Consider the following 15,446-nt stretch of genomic DNA (forward strand, 5'->3'; position numbering starts at 1 on the left):
TGTTTAATGCCACACACTCAACTTCTCCGGGTTACGCATCACCCAGATGTCGCTGATGCGACCTTCCCTGACATGTGTAGAAATCACTGCGACCGTTCGGTCGGCTGCCTTGCCCACGAGCCCGGGCTCGCCATTCACCAGCACCTCTTCGATTCGAAGATCGCGCTGACGCTGGAAGGCGGAGAGAAAGAATTCGATGACTGCCTCACGGCCGCACAACGGCTCGATGGACGCGCTGACGCGCCCTCCGCCGTCGGTGACGGCACGGGCGCGCTCATCGAGGACGGCGGCCAGGTCGGCGATGTTGCCGGTGGTCCAGGCTGCCCTGAATGCAGCGTTCACATGGGCATGCTCGGCCGGCGAAGCATGCAGCGAGCGCTCCTGGCCGATGCGCTTGCGCCCGGAAGACGCCAATTGCCGGCAGGCCTGGGGTGTGCGTCCCACCACCTCGCTGATCTCGTCGAAGGAGTACTGGAAGACATCGTGGAGGATGAAGCTGACCCGCTCCGCGGGGGTCATCTTGTCCAGCACCACCATCAAGGCCATGGAGACCGAGTGGGCGAGCATGAGGCGATCGGCCGGGTCGCCCCCTTCGGGAATCGCCCCCAGGGAACTCTCGTATTCGTCCTGGGTGACGGGCTCGGGTAGCCACTCGCCCACATAGGTTTCCCGCCGGGTCTGGGCCGACTTCAACTTGTCGAAGCAGACGCGGGTGAGAGTCGTCCGCTGCCAGGCCATGGGGACGAGGATCTGCTCACGCTCGGCCCGGGACAGCTTGTACCAGCGCAGATAGGTCTCCTGCACCGCATCCTCGGCGTCCGAGACGGTGCCCAGGAGACGGTAGGCCAGGGATTCCAGCTTGGCGCGTTCGGAATAGACGCGAGCCAGGTCTTCCGAGGAACCGCTTCTCGCCCGTTTCGTCTCGTCGTGCATCCTGCTCTTCCTTAATACGATTCCGAAGAAATAACTTGGGAGCCGGCGTCACGCTTTCCGCCTACCGTCGCCGAAGCGCCGGGCGAGCACGAAACAGCCTCGATTCGGTACCTGCAGGGCGCTGCTGCATGTATTTCCCGGATACGCGATACCAATCGCGATACCAAGGAACGTCGTGCGGCAGGCAGTTGAATCCGCCCTCGAATTGGATGACGAGGACCATAGCAAGAATGTCAGGCGGGGAGCGTCGGACTACCAGAATAGGTAGTCGCCTGGGGCGGAGCGGGGTTTTCGCCGAGCGCGGCCTGACACTTATGTGCGCTCGATCGTCATGTGCAAGGACTCGGCAGCGGTTGATCAACCCGGCGAGTCGCCATGCGCCCATAAGGGCTTGGCAGAACCCTCAAGGAGAGTACGTAATGTCTGGATCCGAAGTTACCTTCATCAATGTCATCGACGTCGACCCGAGCAAACAGGCCGAAGTGATCAAGCTTCTGCAGGAAGGCACCGAGTCGGTCATCAGCAAGCGCCCGGGCTTCGTTTCGGTCACGCTGCTGGCGAGCAAGGACGGCAGCCGTGTCGTGAACATCGCGAAATGGAAAAGCGCCGCCGACATCCAGGCAACCCAGGGCGATCCGGCAGCTGCGGAATTCGCCAAGCGCACCGCCGCACTCGCCAAGGCGAGCCCGGGCATCTTCGAAGTGGTCGGAGAGTACTCGGCCTGATGTCAAAGGGCGGGCCTTGCGCTCGCCCTCTCTTGCCCTTCCCCCGGGTCCAGAGCCAGTCGTATAGGCTCATACGATCGCTCCCACGACTTCAGTGGGACGCAGTCTCTGGGGAATCTCTGAAGCGCTATCGGCAGAACGTCAAACCCCGCGCACGCCTCTTCGGGCATGGTGAAGCGCTCGGGCGGCTGAACATATGATCTGAACGGTCAAGCGGGTACCCGCAGGGATGCGGGAGGGACGTTCGAGAGCGGTCTTGTCAGAAGCAGCGGAGCTGCCGAATCACCCGGCGCCGCCCGATATCCACCAAACCGCTGAAACGAAAAAAGGACCCGAAGGTCCTTTCTTGCCGATTGCAGGCAGCGCCTGAATCGTGATTTGGAGCGGGAAACGAGACTCGAACTCGCGACCCCGACCTTGGCAAGGTCGTGCTCTACCAACTGAGCTATTCCCGCGTCGTGTTGACGGGCGCCATTCTATCGTTTTGAAAACGCCAGTCAACCCCTTGATTCAAAAAAGTTTATTTCTTCTCCGAATCGGTACTGAGGTGCGGCCAGGCGGCCATCAGGTAATGCAGCATCGACCACAGGGTCAATGCTGCGGAGACGATCAACAGGATGTAGCCGACCAGTACCCAGAACGTCATCAGCGGCGGGTTCGCCAGCAGGATCACCAGGGCCAGCATCTGCGCCGCGGTCTTCCACTTGCCGATGGAAGATACCGCCACGTGAGCCCGTGCCCCCAGCTCCGCCATCCACTCCCGCAAGGCCGACACCACGATCTCACGGCCAATGATGATCACCGCCGGCAGGGTCAGCCAAAGGTTCGCGTGCTCTTCCACCAGCAGCACCAGTGCCACCGCGACGATCAGCTTGTCCGCCACCGGGTCGAGGAAGGCGCCGAACGCCGTGCTCTGCCCCAGGCGCCGGGCGAGGTAGCCATCCAGCCAGTCGGTGGCGCAGGCCAGGGCGAAGATGGTGCTCGCGGCCCAGTAACTCCAGGGAAACGGCATATAGAACAGCAGAATGAAGACAGGGATCAGCAGGACGCGCAGGATGGTGAGCAGGTTGGGAATATTCATCTGAACGGCTGGGCTGCTAGGTGAATCGGCATTCTACTCGCTGTGCAGGGCCGCATAAATCGACTCCGCGAGCTTTTTGCTGATACCCGGCGCCTTGGCGATCTCTTCGGTGCTGGCACGGTTCAGCTCCTGCAGCCCGCCGAAGTGCTTGAGCAGCTCACGGCGCCGCTTCGGCCCGACCCCCGCCACCTCCTCCAGGCTGGAGGTTCGCCGCGCCTTGCCGCGACGGGCCCGATGGCCGGTGATGGCGAAGCGGTGCGCTTCGTCCCGGACCTGCTGGATCAAGTGCAGCGCCGGTGAATCCCCCGGCAGGGTGAACTCATGGGCGGCGTCGTTGAGGTACAGCGTCTCGAAACCCGGCTTGCGGGTGACGCCCTTGGCCACACCCAGCAGGATCAGGTCCGGCACCGCCAGTTCTTTGAGCACGTCCTGGGCCATGGCCAACTGCCCCTTGCCGCCGTCCACCAGCAGCACGTCGGGCAGCTTGCCCTCCCCTTCCTTGAGCTTGCTGAAACGCCGAGTCAGCGCCTGGTGCATGGCGGCGTAGTCGTCACCCGCGGTCACGCCTTCGATGTTGTAGCGGCGGTAGTCGGACTTCAGCGGCCCCTCGGGACCGAACACCACGCAGGAAGCCACCGTCGCCTCGCCGCTGGAATGGCTGATGTCGTAGCACTCCAGGCGCTGGGGCGACTCGTCCAGGCCGAGCGCCTCCGCCAGGGCCTCGAAGCGCGATGCCAGGTGCTGGCGGTTGGCCAGGCGCGCGGCCAAGGCCTGCTCGGCATTGGTCACCGCCAGCTGCTGCCAGCGTGCCCGCGTGCCTCGTACCCGGTAGCCGATGGCCAGTTCGCGGCCGCGGGTCTCGCCGATGGCTTCCAATAGGGTGCCGAAATCCTCGTGCTGGGTGTTCACGATGAGTTCGCTGGGAAGGTCGCGTTCCTGGTTGCCCAGGTAGTACTGGGACAGGAAGGCCAGCAGCACCTCGCTGGCGTCTTCCTCGATCGCCACCTGGGGAAAGAAGTTCTTGCTGCCCAGCACCCGGCCGCCGCGCACGCTGATCAGATGCACGCACGCACCACCCGGGTTGACCAGGGCGGCGATCACGTCGATATCGCCTGTCCCGCCTTCCATGCTTTGCTGTTCCTGGACCCGCCGCAGCAGCGATACCTGATCCCGCAGCTCAGCGGCCCGCTCGAAGTCCAGGTTCATGGCGGCCTTTTCCATGGCTGCCGACAGTTCCTCGTTGAGGGCGCGGCTGCGGCCTTCCAGGAACATCACCGAGTGGCGCACGTCTTCGGCGTACTCGGCCGGCTCCACCAGGCCAACACAGGGCGCCTTGCAGCGCTTGATCTGGTATTGAAGGCACGGGCGGGTGCGATTACGGAAATAACTGTCTTCGCACTGGCGGACCAGGAACGCCTTCTGCAGCAGGTTCAGGCTCTCGCGAATGGCGCCGGCGCTGGGATAGGGGCCGAAGTAGCGCCCCTTGCCCTTCTTCGACCCCCGGTGGATGCCGAGGCGTGGGTAGTCGCCCGCGGAAAGGTAGGCATACGGGTAGGATTTATCGTCCCGCAGCAGGATGTTGTACGGCGGCCGCCACTCCTTGATCAGCGTCTGCTCCAGCAGCAGCGCCTCGGTCTCACTGCTGGTGACGGTGGTCTCCACCTGGGCGATCTTCGCCACCAGGGCAGCGGTCTTCGGCGCGAGCCCGCTCTTGCGGAAGTAACTGGACAGGCGGTTCTTCAGATTCCGCGCCTTGCCCACGTAGAGCAACTTGCCCTGCTCGTCGAACATCCGGTAGACACCGGGGCGAACACTGCAGGCGGCGAGCATCGCGCCGGAATCGAATGCAACGGACATCGTTTCAGTTGACAGCGTCGACCATCCCGTGGCGAACCGCCAGCAGTGCCAGCTCGACGTCGCTGGTGATGGAGAGTTTTTCGAAGATCCGATAGCGGTAGGTATTCACCGTCTTCGGCGACAGGCATAGCTTGTCGGAAATGGCCTGGACCTTCTGGCAGTTGGCGATCATCAGGGCGATCTGGATCTCGCGTTCGGACAGCAGGTCGAAGGGCGAACCGCTGTTCTGGGGCTGGAATGACTTCAATGCCAATTGCTGGGCGATCTGCGGGCTGATGTAGCGCTGCCCGGCGAAGACCTGACGGATGGCCTGGACCATCTCTTCCAGCGCTGCGCCCTTGGTCAGGTAACCCGCCGCACCGGCCTGCAGCAGGCGGGTGGGGAACGGGTCTTCCTCGCACACGGTGACCGCGATGATCTTCAGGTCGGGATTGCTGCGGAGGAGTTTGCGGGTCGCCTCGAGGCCACCGATGCCCGGCATCTTGACGTCCATCAGGATGACATCGGGCTTGAGTTCCCGGGCTTTCTTCAGGGCCTCTTCGCCTGACTCTGCCTGTCCTATGACTTGCAGGCCATCGATATCGGCCAACATGCGCGTGATGCCTGTACGTACCAGATCGTGGTCGTCGACCACCAGGACCTTAATCAAGCGACACCTCACTGTGCATCGCATGCCGCACGATGCGGCAGTTCAAGAAAACCGGTCCATGGAAACCGGCCGGACTGCCCAGGGAACGCGGGTTGCATCGCGGGAAGTCGTGGTTCGGAATCGTTCAGAAGGCTTGGGGACCACAGCGCACCGGAAGGCCGGTTGCCTCGTGTCGCTCCAACGCTCCATGCGCCTTCTTTGTCCGGGCATCTTACAGCCTAAGCTTGTCAGACAACACCCCAACCGGTCCGGCGCAGGGGGCCCGGCGACACTCGCCAGCCAACCTCGCCGCCCTTCCGACCGGCCCGAAAATATGCTCCCGCCTGGCCTTTATCACGACCGGAAAACGACCAAATACCTGGCCGCCGGTCCTTTTCGAACGAAACCCTGGCATCCATCACAAAACGGACTGGCGATATAGGATATGCAACGGATTGCCCCATGGCAGTGCGCCATTGAAGCGCCACCCTGGTGGCCTTCGCACCGGCGACCGATGGCGCTACGGTGTGGAACGCCCAGGCACAGGGACACGCTCAGCAGAAGGAATGAAGGGATGCCCATACACAACCTCAACCACGTCAACATGTTCCTCCAGGTGATCGCGTCCGGCTCGATTTCCTCGGCGGCTCGCATCCTGCGCAAGTCTCACACCGCGGTGAGCTCCGCCGTGAGCAACCTGGAAATCGACCTCTGTGTGTCACTGGTGCGGCGCGACGGCTACAAGGTGGAGCCCACCGAGCAGGCGCTGCGGCTGATCCCCTACATGCAGAGCCTGCTGAACTACCAGCAGCTGATCGGCGACATCGCCTTCAACCTCAACAAGGGGCCCCGCAACCTGCGGGTGCTGCTGGACGCCGCCATCCCCTCCTCCTTCTGCGAAACAGTGAGCGACCTGCTGCTGGACGAGTTCAACGTGGTTAGCCTGATGCGGTCTTCCCCGGCCGACAGCCTCTCCGCCATCAAGCAGGACAAGTCGGAGATCGACATCGCCATCACCATCGACGAGGAGCTGAAGATCGCCCGCTTCAACCAGTGCGTGCTGGGCTACATCAAGGCGTTCATCGTCGCCCATCCGGAGCACCCGCTGTGCGATACCACCCTCAGCAGCGTCGCCAGCCTCTGCAGCTACCGGCAGATCAGCCTGGGCAGTCGCTGCGGTGTCCATTCGAACCTGCTCCGGCCGGTGAGCGACAAGGTCTGCTACGTGGAGAACTTCGAGGACATGCTGCACTTGGTGGAGGCCGGGGTCGGCTGGGGCATCGTGCCCCATTACTTCGTCGAGGACCGGCTGCGGGCGGGCCGCCTGGCGGTGTTGAGCGACTTCTACGAACCCGGTGGCATCGACACCAAGATTTACTGCTACTACAACACCGCCCTGGAGTCGGAACGCACGTTCCTCGACTTCCTGGAGAGCGCCCGCCGTCGCCTGCGGGACATCGAGGGTCCGCGCCTGGAACCGCACCACCAGCCCGCACCCGACGTGCGCGTCGAAGCCTGAGCGAACGACCCGTCCATCGCCGGATGGACTCCAGAAAAATTCGGGAAACGCACCCAGGCCCCGTACGAGCCCGAGCCACGTCACTTCGCCAGGTGACGAATGCACCTCGGCATTTCAGGCGCTGCGGCGGTCGCGAACGGGCGGTGCGACGCACCAGTGCAGCGCGTTCTCCAGCAAGCGCTGGCCCTGGGTGGTGAGCACCGACTCGGGGTGGAACTGCAGCCCCAGCTGCCGCTGAAGGGAATCGGCCATGGCCATGATCTCGCCGTCCGACTCCGCCAGCGTCTCGAAGCCGGGCGGCAGCGTGGAAACCACCAGGGAGTGATATCGGGCCACCCGCAGGTCGTCCAGGCCAGCGAACAGCCCATGCTGGCGATCGAAGCTCAGCCGGGAGCTCTTGCCATGTACCGGTTGGCGCGCCGGTCCCACCTGCCCGCCTGCCGCGATGGCCAGTGCCTGGTGACCGAGGCAGACCCCGATCACCGGTAGCCGGCCCCGCGCCCAGTTCAGCAGCGGCAGCAGGCATCCCGCCCGCTGGGGATGCCCCGGCCCCGGGGATACCAGCAACAGGTCGCTGTCCTGCTCCAACCGGTCCTGCAGCGTTAGCAGCGGCGTGTCATTGCGCATCACCGTCACCGCGACGTCCAGCAGGCGAAGCTGCTCGACCAGGTTGTAGGTGAACGAATCGAAGTTATCCAGCAGTGTGATGCGCATCGCGGCCTCCCGTTTCGCCATCGGCGGCGGTCAGTGCCGTGAGCACCGCCAGCGCTTTGTTGCGGGTTTCCTCGGCTTCGAGCCGGGGGTCCGAATCCAGCACCACGCCAGCGCCCGCTCGCACCCGGGCGATGCCGTCGCGCACTTCCGCGGCGCGGATGACGATGCTGGTGTCGAGGTTGCCGGCGCTGTCCAGCAGGCCGATGGCGCCCCCGTAGCTGCCGCGATAGCCGCCCTCGTACTGCCGCAGCAATTGCATGGCGCGGACCTTCGGGGCGCCCACCAGGGTGCCCATGTTCAGGCAGGCGCGGTAGGCGTGCAGCGCATCCAGGTCCGGATGCAACTCACCGGTCACCCGCGACACCAGGTGCATCACGTGGCTGTAGCGGTCCACCTTGAGCATATCCTTCACCTGCCGGGTGCCGCTGCGGCACACCCGGGCCAGGTCATTGCGCGCCAGGTCCACCAGCATCATGTGCTCGGCGATCTCCTTGGGGTCCAGACGCAGTTCCGCTTCCAGCCGGTTGTCCAGTTCCGGGTCGATCTCGCCGTCCGCACCCCGCCCTCGCGGGCGAGTGCCGGCGATGGGATACAGCTCCAGCTCGCGGGTGGCGGCGGTGTATTTCAGGGCCGACTCCGGTGACGCGCCGAACAGGCAGAACTCGCCGGCGTCCAGGAAGAAACGGTAGGGGCTGGGGTTGCGCAGGCACAGCTGGCGATAGGCCTTCCAGGCATCGCGGCAGGGCGCGCTGAAACTGCGGGAAGGCACGATCTGGAACACGTCGCCGGCCACCACGTGGCGCTTGAGGGCGTCCACCTGGGCGGCGAAGCACTCGTCGTCCTGATCCACCTGGAAGATCGCCGAGCGCCGCGCGGCCAGCGTCGGGCTCGGCGACTCCGGCGCGGCCGCGGCCTCTCCCGCCAGGTCACGCAGATGCGCCGCCAGGGAGTCGCGTGCCACTGGGTCATGGACGAACGCCTGCAGGCGGGAGCGCCGCTGCACGTGGTCGATGTCCAGCAGGCACTCCGGCAGCAGGAACAAGTAGTCCGGGCAGGGCCGTGCCTCGTTGGCCGGTGCCTGCAACGGCTCGAACTGCTCGGCCAGGTCGAAGGCGAACAGGCCGCCGAGGGGAATGTCGCCCTGCGCCGGCCGCGCCGCCGCCAGCACCGCCCGCAACGCATCCAGGCAGGACAGCTGGCGCAGGCGCCGCCACTCGTCCGCCTCGGTCGCCTGGTCGGGGAAGCGCCAGCGCCAGACATCGCCGTCCCGCTCCGCGACCACGCCCTGCGGGCAATGGTGGGCGAGGCGTTCCAGCAGGGCACGGCCGTTGGCGCTCAGGGCCCGCAACGTCACGTCGTGGCCCCGGCACTCCACCCGCAGGCTGCTGGAGAGGATCGCCAGGGTGCGTCGCGGTGCCTTGCTGTCCACGTCGTAGCAGTCGAACAGCATCCGGTTGGCCGTGCCGTCCCGCCAGAGGCCCAGCGCAGCCGGGTTCAGCGGGCGATAGGGAAGGTCTTCTTCCAGTAGCTGGGTCGGCGCGCTCATGACGGGCTCCCCGAGACGAGCGGCATGGTGCGCGGGCGGCCGGGCGGCTCGGCCTGCGTTGGATACGGGTAAGCCTCGTTCTCGAGGCATCGAAGAACCACGATCATCGTTCCATCTCCCTGTCGATCGTCAATCCATGAACCCGGACAGGCCCGTCCGGGCCGTTCGGCTAGCCCAGCGGCGGTGCCTGGCGGGACAGGATGTCCAGCATCCGCTGCATGCTGCTCAGGTGCAGGCCAGCGGGGAGGAAGTCGCGGCTCTGGGCCTCCCAGGCCTGGTTAAGCTCTTCCCCCAAACGACCGGCGTCGGCCCCGTGGGCCTCGCGCCAGCGCAGGCGGCGACAGAGCCGCAGGCATTCGCGGTAGGCGGACTCCGCGGCGTCGGCCGCCAGGGTCCCGGCGAACAGCCCGCCGTGGCCCGGCAGCAGCTGGCGCAGGGTAGGCAACGCCTGCAGGCGCCCCAGGGTCGCCAGGTAGGCGTCGAGGTCGTCGAACACCAGGGGACGCCAGAGCCCGTCCTGCTCGTCGAATTCGCCCAGGGCGTCGCCGCAGAACAGCCGCCACCGGCGGGGATCATGGAACAGCACCTGGTCGTCGCAATGGCCGCCCCCCTCCAGGACCTCCAGGCAATGGCCCGGCCCCAGGGCCAGGCACTCGCCGGCGGCGATGGCCTGCACCGGCAAGTCCTGCCAGGGCATCGCATCCGGCAGGGACTGGCCGGGGCGCAGCAACGGCTGGTTGAGGCGCTCCACCACCCGCACGGCCTTCTCCGACTGCCAGGACTGGCAGGCCCGCGCGGACGCCAGCACCCGAACCTCGGGCAAGCGTGGGCAGAGGTACGGCAACAGGCCGCAGTGGTCGTAGTGCTTGTGGGTGATCAGCCAGTAGCGCACCCGCGCCGGATCGCCCACCCAGCGACAGAGATCGGCCCACACCGCCTCCACGTCGCGGCTCAGCCCACCCTCCACGAGCGCCCAGCGTTCCTCCCCCAGGTCCAGCAGGAAGACCGGCACCTGGGGGTCGCCCAGCAGGTACAGGTCGTCGTCCAGCCGGCCGGGGGTCGCCTGCCTCAGCATAGGCCGCCTGCCTGCGGGGGCTTGCGGTAGAGCGCCGCGCCCCAGGTGGCGCCGGACCCGTAGGTGAGGATCAGGATGCGCTCGCCCGGGCGAATGTCCGGCCAGTACATGGCCAGAGTCACCGGGGTCGAAGCCGACGCCATGTTGCCCAGGCGGTCGACGGTGACGGCGAACTTGTGGGCCGGGATCGCCAGGCGTGCCTGCACTTCGTCGAGAATGCGCAGGTTCGGCTGGTGGCAGATCACGTGGTCCACGTCATCCAGGGTCAGGTCGTGGGCGGCCAGCAGCTCGCCGGCGATGCGTACCAGGGTCTGGCTGGCGTGCTCGAACATCGGCCGGCCGCGCATGAGGAACTCGCCCCCACCCTCCCGCAGTACCGCCTCGTCGAGGAAGGTGGGTGATGCCGTCCCCGGCGCGGCGGTCATCAGCAAGTCGAAGTAGTCACCGTCGGCCCCCAGGCGCAGGTCCAGCAGCCCGTCGTCGTCCCCCTCCCCGGCACTCACCACCGCCGCGCCCGCCCCATCCCCGAGAAGGATCGACAGGTTGCGGCCGCGGTCGGAGCAGTCCATGCGCTTGGACAGCACCTCGCCGCAGACCACCAGCACGTGCCGGGCGAGGCCCGCGAGGATCTGCCCGCGGGCCATCTGCAGGCCGTAGAGCAGCCCGCTGCACTGGGCGCGGATGTCCAGGACCGGGATGTGGCGCAGGCCCAGCATGGGCTGGATCAGGCAGGCCTGGGACGGGTCGTGGTGGTCCGGCGACAGGGTATTGACCAGCAGCAGGTCGATGTCGTCCGGCGCGAGGCCGGCCGCCTCGATGGCCTGGCGGGCCGCCGGGACCATCAGCGCACTCACCGCCTGGTCCGGCTCGACGTGGTAACGGGTGCGCACCCCGGTGCGTTCGACGATGAACTCGTCCGAGGTGTTGATGCGGTCCAGCAGGTCGTGGTTGCTCACCTGCCGCTTCGGCAGGCTGAAACCCAGCCCGGCGATGATGGGGTTGCCCATGGCGTGTCTCCTCGTGGGTCGAAAATGAGCGGCGCGGGTCAGCAGACCAGCACGTCGTCCAGGCGCCAGACCTGGGCGGCGAAACCCCAGCCGGTGGCGGCGCCGGCCATCACCACGTGATCACCGGGGCGGATGTGCTCTTCCCGCAGCGCCTTCGCCAGGGTGTAGGGGATCGCCACCGAGATCATCACGCCGGTCTCGCCCATGGTCAGCAGGTACTGGTCGTCGCGGCATCCCACCCCGCGGGCCCAGGCGTTCACCAGGAACGGCGTGGGCTGGTGGAAGACGAAGTGGTCGATGTCCGAGGCCTGCAGGCCGGCCTTCTCCAGAGCGCGGTTCACGGCCAGGGGCACGTTCTCCGGGACGAAGGTCTGCATCTTGTTCTGGCCGTCGCTGAGCAGGGAGAACAGCAGGCGCGGCCGGGCGTCGGCGGCGGGCTTCTCCGGCAGGCGCCAGCGGCCGGTGGCCACTTCATAGAAGGTCGCGTCGCTGTGCTCGGAGGACGCCAGCAGATCGGCCTCGCTGTCGCTGCGGGTCAGCAGGGCCGCGGCGCAGCCATCGGCGAACAGCGTGGAGGAGCGGGAGGTGAAATCCAGCATGTTGGAGATGTATTCGCTGCAGACCACCAGCACCGTTTCGGCCTTGCCCTGGCGGATCAGGCTGGCGGCGAGGCGCAGGTTGAGCAGGAAGCTGCTGCACTCCATCTGCGAATCCAGGGGCAGCGCCCGCTCGAGCCCCAGGTGTTTCGACAGCACGTTGGAGAGCCGTGGATAGAGCCGGCCGCTGATGCCCGGCAGCACCTCGCCGGCGTCGGTCATCACCGGGCAGGAGGCCGAGCAGATGAGCACGTCCACCGCCTCGGGCGCGGTCCCGCTGCTGGCCAGCAGGCGGCTCGCGGCGCGGGCCGCCATGGTGAATTCGTTCTCGCCCTGCCGCGGGTCGAAGTAGCCCCGACGGTCCACCCCCCAGAACTGCCACCAGGTAGGCTGCAGGTCGCTGACCTGGTCGAATACCGGGTCGTCGTTGGCGTAGGACGTGGCGGGGAGTTCGCAAGTGATCGCAGCCAGTTTGACCTTATGCATGTTGCTCTCCCGCGAGTTTCAGGGTGACGCCCTCGACCACCATGGCGAAGGGATCGAAACTGACCAGCACGACCTCGTCCAGCCGGTCGCGCTGGGCCGCACGCAACTGTTCCGCCACCTCGAACGGGCCCAGGCAGCGCCCGCCCGGACGCTGCTGGCCGAACCATTCCTCGCGGATCGCCAGCAACGCCGGGAAGCCGGACGCCAGCCGCTCCACCTGGCCACGCAGCGCGTCCAGCAAGCCGGGCTGGGCCGGCAGGTCGAGCCGCCCCTTGGGATCGGTCGGTTCGCGCAGGTCGCCATTGAGCGGGATGCTCAGGCCTTGCCAGGCCAGCCCGAAGCCAGGCGTGGCGAGCGGTTCGCGGCGGAACACGGCATGGCCGGTAGGCCGGCACAGCAGGGCCATGGCGCCGTCGGCCAGGGCGAAGCCGGATGCCTCGTCCGCCTGGTAGCCCTGGCTCGACTCGCCGCGCACCACCAGCACGTTGCGGTAGCCCTGGTCGATGGCGAGGGTGTCGGCCACGTACAGCGCCTTCGCCAGGCTCGAATCGGTGAGGTCGAAGACGTGGGCCTTGCGGGCGCCCAGGCGCTTTTGCAGCGGGTGGCCGATCTTCGGCCCGATCACGTCGCGCTGTTCGATGAGGTGGTCGGGAGACAGCGCCAGGCCAACGATCAGGTCGATGTCGCCGGCGTCCACGCCGGCTTGCTCCAGGACCTCCTGGACGGCTGGCAGCAGGCGCTCCAGCAGCACCTCGTCGCCGGTCGCGCGCGGCCGTTCGCCGCCCAGGGGGCCCTCGCGGCGTTCGTAGGTCGGGGGCAGGTTCACCCCGATGGCCTGAATCAGCATGCCCGTTCCTCCTTGAGGCTTTCGTGATAAAGGGTGTCCGCCCGCAGGCACAGCTCGGCGCGGGCCAGCTTGCCGTTGTCGTTGCGCGGCAGGCTCGGCAGCACGTGCAGGTACTGCGGGAGCGCATGGGACGGCAGGTCGTCGGCCAGGCGGTGCTCGATCCGCTGGCCCAGCAGGATGCGATTCACCCCGGGGTCGGCCTCCAGGGTGACGAACAGGGTCGGCCGCAGGCCGTCGTACTGGCGGCAGGTGGGCACCAGGGCAGCCTCGAGGATTTCCGGGAAGCGCTGGCACACGGCCTGCTCCACCTGGGCCGGGACCACCCAGCGGCCGTTGACCTTGAACAGGTCGTCCTCACGCCCCCGGTAGCGGTAGGCGCCGCTCTCGTCGCACTCGAAAAGGTCGCCGGTGCGGTACCAGCCGTGGTCGAAGCGCGCCTGCTGCGTGGCATCGGCGCGCCAGTAGCCCGGGCTCACGCCCGGCCCGCGCACCCAGAGCACGCCGCGCTGGGTGCGCGCGCTCAGGGACTCGCCGTTGCGGTCCATCAGACGGCAGTCGTAGCCGGGTACCGGAAAGCCGGTGACCTCCGCCCGGGCCGCGCCGGGGCGATTGGCGAGGAACACGTGGCCGACTTCCGTGGCACCGATGCCGTCGCAGATTTCCAGCCCCTGCTCCTGCCAGAAGTCGAACTCCGTCCTGGGGAGCGGCGACCCGGCGGAAAATGCCAGCTCGACGCAGTCCAGCAACACCTGCGCCTGGTCATGCAGGGCGGCATAGATGGCCGGTACCCCGAACAGGACGTTGGGGCGGTACGCCTGCAGGTTCTCCAGCACCCGCGCGGCATTCGGCCAACGCGCGTCCAGCAGCGCCGAGGCGCCGCAGAACCAGGGGAAGAACAGCGCGTTGCCCATGCCGTAGCCGAAGAACAGCTTGGGAATGGAGTACAGGCGGTCGCCGGGTTTGAGCCCCAGATGCGCCACGGCGAAGGCCTGGCAGAAGCCGAAGGTGGTCTCCAGGCTGTGGATCACGCCCTTCGGCGCACCAGTGGAACCGGAGGTGTACTGCAGGTAGGCGGGAGCGGTCCGGTCGCGGCGCCGGAACGACTGCCAGTCCGGCACCGGCGGCCCGACGAGGGCCGTCAGGGTGAAGTCGTCGAAGCTGCCGATGCGGCCGCCGGCACGCAGCGTCAGGGGCGCCTGGGACCCGCCGAGGGACGGGGCGTCGGCCTCGCGCACTACCAGGCTCGCCTGGCAGTCGGCGACGATGGCGGCCAGGTTGTCTTCCCGCGACTTGGGGTTGACCACCGCCGGGATGGCGCCCACGGCGATGCAGGCAAGGAACAAACAGATCAGCGAGGGGGAGTCGTCGAGGGCGATCACCACCCGCTCCCCCGGTTCCATCACCCGCTCCAGCTGGCTGGCCATGGCGGTGATGGCGTGTTGGCACTGGCGGCGGCTCAGGGTCTCGCCGGCGTGGTGGTAGAGCGCGGCGTCCGGGTCGAAGTCGAGGCGAAACAGGTCCTCGGTGAGGTTGGCCAGCGTGGACATGATGAACGATCCTTCTTCAGCGATGCCGGTGGGCGAGCCGGGCCAGGTGGCCGCGGCAAGGCCCGAGATAGAGCGCTTGGTTTCTCCTGGGCCGGAAAATTAACCGGGCACGCCGAAGCGCGATATTCGGAGTCCGAACGAAAAAGTTTCGGTAACCCAGCGGTCATCTGCTGCCACGCCGGCTAGGACGGGGGTCCTGGCCGGACGGCACGGAGCGGCGAAAGAAGGAAGAAAAACGCTACAGCGGCAGGGAGGATCGCAGCATCACCGACTTCAGGGCGAAGGCCGAGGTGACGCTGGCGACGCCAGGGATGCAGGTCAGGGTGTGGGTCAGGAAGGACTGGTAGGCGGCGAGGTCCTTCACCACCACCCGCAGGATGTAGTCGGCGTCCCCGGTCATCTGGAAGCAGCTCATGACCTGGGGCGACTGCACGATGCGCTCCTCGAAGGAGGCCAGCAGGTCCACGGATTGTTTTTCCAGCCGGACCGAAACGAAGACGCTGACGGTGCCGGACAAGCGGCTTTCATCCAGCCGCGCGAAGTAGCCCTGGATGTAGCGCTCCTCTTCCAGGCGCTTCACCCGGCGCAGGGTCGGGGTCAGGGACAGGCCGATGCGCTGGGCCAGTTCGCGCCAGCTCAGGCGACCGTCCTCGGCCAGGGCGCCGAGAATCTTCAGGTCCGTTCGATCCAGTTCAGACATAGTTCATTTAAACCACTTATTCGTTTTTATTGGTTCAATCGCACTAAAAAATACGCTACCACACCGGCATTTTGAAGCAAAACGCCTATCGGCCGGAGCATATACTAGGTCCCACAAGAAACATAAAAAGAGGTCTAGAAATGGATATTTCCCATGGCCGCCGGATGGATTCTCCCCCCACGCAC

General features: G+C 66.5%; 13 protein-coding genes, 1 tRNA gene and 1 pseudogene. 2 read left to right on the forward strand and 13 right to left on the reverse strand.

The window, feature by feature from the left end:
* Positions 1 to 3: 3 nt before the first annotated feature.
* Complete coding sequence (gene sigJ / locus FM069_RS02170) at positions 4 to 933, reverse strand: RNA polymerase sigma factor SigJ (RefSeq protein WP_143486619.1); 930 nt, start codon at positions 931 to 933, stop codon at positions 4 to 6.
* 419 nt (positions 934 to 1,352) lie between these two features.
* Here sigJ and FM069_RS02175 point away from each other — a divergent pair, with 419 nt between their 5' ends.
* On the forward strand, positions 1,353 to 1,658 hold the full coding sequence (locus tag FM069_RS02175; RefSeq protein ID WP_143486620.1) for an antibiotic biosynthesis monooxygenase family protein: 306 nt from the start codon (positions 1,353 to 1,355) through the stop codon (positions 1,656 to 1,658).
* 379 nt (positions 1,659 to 2,037) lie between these two features.
* Here the strand turns inward: FM069_RS02175 and FM069_RS02180 are convergent.
* From FM069_RS02180 to gacA, 4 genes are all read right to left on the reverse strand, one after another.
* Positions 2,038 to 2,113, reverse strand: a tRNA-Gly gene (locus tag FM069_RS02180).
* Positions 2,114 to 2,178: 65 nt separating this feature from the next.
* On the reverse strand, positions 2,179 to 2,739 hold the full coding sequence (pgsA, locus tag FM069_RS02185; RefSeq protein ID WP_143486621.1) for a CDP-diacylglycerol--glycerol-3-phosphate 3-phosphatidyltransferase: 561 nt from the start codon (positions 2,737 to 2,739) through the stop codon (positions 2,179 to 2,181).
* 33 nt (positions 2,740 to 2,772) lie between these two features.
* Positions 2,773 to 4,596, reverse strand: a complete 1,824-nt coding sequence (gene uvrC / locus FM069_RS02190) for an excinuclease ABC subunit UvrC (protein WP_143486622.1) — start codon at positions 4,594 to 4,596, stop codon at positions 2,773 to 2,775.
* A gap of 4 nt (positions 4,597 to 4,600) precedes the next feature.
* Positions 4,601 to 5,245 (reverse strand): response regulator transcription factor GacA, encoded by a 645-nt coding sequence (gacA, locus tag FM069_RS02195; RefSeq protein ID WP_178106644.1) that lies wholly within the window; start codon positions 5,243 to 5,245, stop codon positions 4,601 to 4,603.
* 553 nt (positions 5,246 to 5,798) lie between these two features.
* On the opposite strand from gacA, the pseudogene FM069_RS02200 reads away from it, so the two are divergent.
* Positions 5,799 to 6,719: pseudogene (locus tag FM069_RS02200) on the forward strand (LysR family transcriptional regulator); the annotation flags it as partial.
* A gap of 138 nt (positions 6,720 to 6,857) precedes the next feature.
* On the opposite strand, the gene FM069_RS02205 reads toward FM069_RS02200, so the two are convergent.
* From FM069_RS02205 to FM069_RS02240, 8 genes are all read right to left on the reverse strand, one after another.
* On the reverse strand, positions 6,858 to 7,457 hold the full coding sequence (locus FM069_RS02205) for an anthranilate synthase component II (RefSeq protein ID WP_143486625.1): 600 nt from the start codon (positions 7,455 to 7,457) through the stop codon (positions 6,858 to 6,860).
* The gene (locus tag FM069_RS02210) at positions 7,435 to 9,003 is read right to left on the reverse strand and encodes an anthranilate synthase component 1 (RefSeq protein ID WP_143486626.1); all 1,569 of its coding nucleotides are present in this window, start codon (positions 9,001 to 9,003) and stop codon (positions 7,435 to 7,437) included. Before FM069_RS02210 ends, FM069_RS02205 begins: the two co-directional genes overlap by 23 nt.
* Before the next feature lie 169 nt (positions 9,004 to 9,172).
* Entirely contained in the window at positions 9,173 to 10,078 is a 906-nt protein-coding gene (locus tag FM069_RS02215) for an MBL fold metallo-hydrolase (RefSeq protein WP_143486627.1), read from the reverse strand.
* Entirely contained in the window at positions 10,072 to 11,085 is a 1,014-nt protein-coding gene (locus FM069_RS02220; protein WP_143486628.1) for a beta-ketoacyl-ACP synthase 3, read from the reverse strand. The genes FM069_RS02215 and FM069_RS02220 overlap by 7 nt, the downstream gene beginning before the upstream one ends.
* A gap of 38 nt (positions 11,086 to 11,123) precedes the next feature.
* Positions 11,124 to 12,167, reverse strand: a complete 1,044-nt coding sequence (locus FM069_RS02225) for a 3-oxoacyl-ACP synthase III family protein (RefSeq protein ID WP_143486629.1) — start codon at positions 12,165 to 12,167, stop codon at positions 11,124 to 11,126.
* On the reverse strand, positions 12,160 to 13,014 hold the full coding sequence (locus tag FM069_RS02230; RefSeq protein ID WP_143486630.1) for a beta-keto-ACP synthase: 855 nt from the start codon (positions 13,012 to 13,014) through the stop codon (positions 12,160 to 12,162). Before FM069_RS02230 ends, FM069_RS02225 begins: the two co-directional genes overlap by 8 nt.
* Positions 13,008 to 14,561 carry an AMP-binding protein gene (locus FM069_RS02235; RefSeq protein ID WP_143486631.1) on the reverse strand — a complete coding sequence of 518 codons (1,554 nt, stop codon included), beginning with the start codon at positions 14,559 to 14,561 and terminating at the stop codon, positions 13,008 to 13,010. Before FM069_RS02235 ends, FM069_RS02230 begins: the two co-directional genes overlap by 7 nt.
* Positions 14,562 to 14,799: 238 nt before the next feature.
* Positions 14,800 to 15,261, reverse strand: a complete 462-nt coding sequence (locus tag FM069_RS02240) for an Lrp/AsnC family transcriptional regulator (protein ID WP_143486632.1) — start codon at positions 15,259 to 15,261, stop codon at positions 14,800 to 14,802.
* Positions 15,262 to 15,446: the final 185 nt, after the last annotated feature.

This window comes from Pseudomonas mangiferae (assembly GCF_007109405.1).
Lineage (GTDB): Bacteria > Pseudomonadota > Gammaproteobacteria > Pseudomonadales > Pseudomonadaceae > Pseudomonas_T > Pseudomonas_T mangiferae.

Excerpts from the sequence above, each read along its gene's own strand:
- FM069_RS02175 (WP_143486620.1), top strand. The coding sequence starts at position 1,353 with ATGTCTGGATCCGAAGTTACCTTCATCAATGTCATCGACGTCGACCCG.
- FM069_RS02220 (WP_143486628.1), bottom strand. The coding sequence starts at position 11,085 with ATGGGCAACCCCATCATCGCCGGGCTGGGTTTCAGCCTGCCGAAGCGG.
- uvrC (WP_143486622.1), bottom strand. The coding sequence starts at position 4,596 with ATGTCCGTTGCATTCGATTCCGGCGCGATGCTCGCCGCCTGCAGTGTT.
- FM069_RS02235 (WP_143486631.1), bottom strand. The coding sequence starts at position 14,561 with ATGTCCACGCTGGCCAACCTCACCGAGGACCTGTTTCGCCTCGACTTC.
- FM069_RS02205 (WP_143486625.1), bottom strand. The coding sequence starts at position 7,457 with ATGCGCATCACACTGCTGGATAACTTCGATTCGTTCACCTACAACCTG.
- pgsA (WP_143486621.1), bottom strand. The coding sequence starts at position 2,739 with ATGAATATTCCCAACCTGCTCACCATCCTGCGCGTCCTGCTGATCCCT.
- FM069_RS02215 (WP_143486627.1), bottom strand. The coding sequence starts at position 10,078 with ATGCTGAGGCAGGCGACCCCCGGCCGGCTGGACGACGACCTGTACCTG.
- FM069_RS02230 (WP_143486630.1), bottom strand. The coding sequence starts at position 13,014 with ATGCTGATTCAGGCCATCGGGGTGAACCTGCCCCCGACCTACGAACGC.
- FM069_RS02240 (WP_143486632.1), bottom strand. The coding sequence starts at position 15,261 with ATGTCTGAACTGGATCGAACGGACCTGAAGATTCTCGGCGCCCTGGCC.
- FM069_RS02210 (WP_143486626.1), bottom strand. The coding sequence starts at position 9,003 with ATGAGCGCGCCGACCCAGCTACTGGAAGAAGACCTTCCCTATCGCCCG.
- FM069_RS02225 (WP_143486629.1), bottom strand. The coding sequence starts at position 12,167 with ATGCATAAGGTCAAACTGGCTGCGATCACTTGCGAACTCCCCGCCACG.
- sigJ (WP_143486619.1), bottom strand. The coding sequence starts at position 933 with ATGCACGACGAGACGAAACGGGCGAGAAGCGGTTCCTCGGAAGACCTG.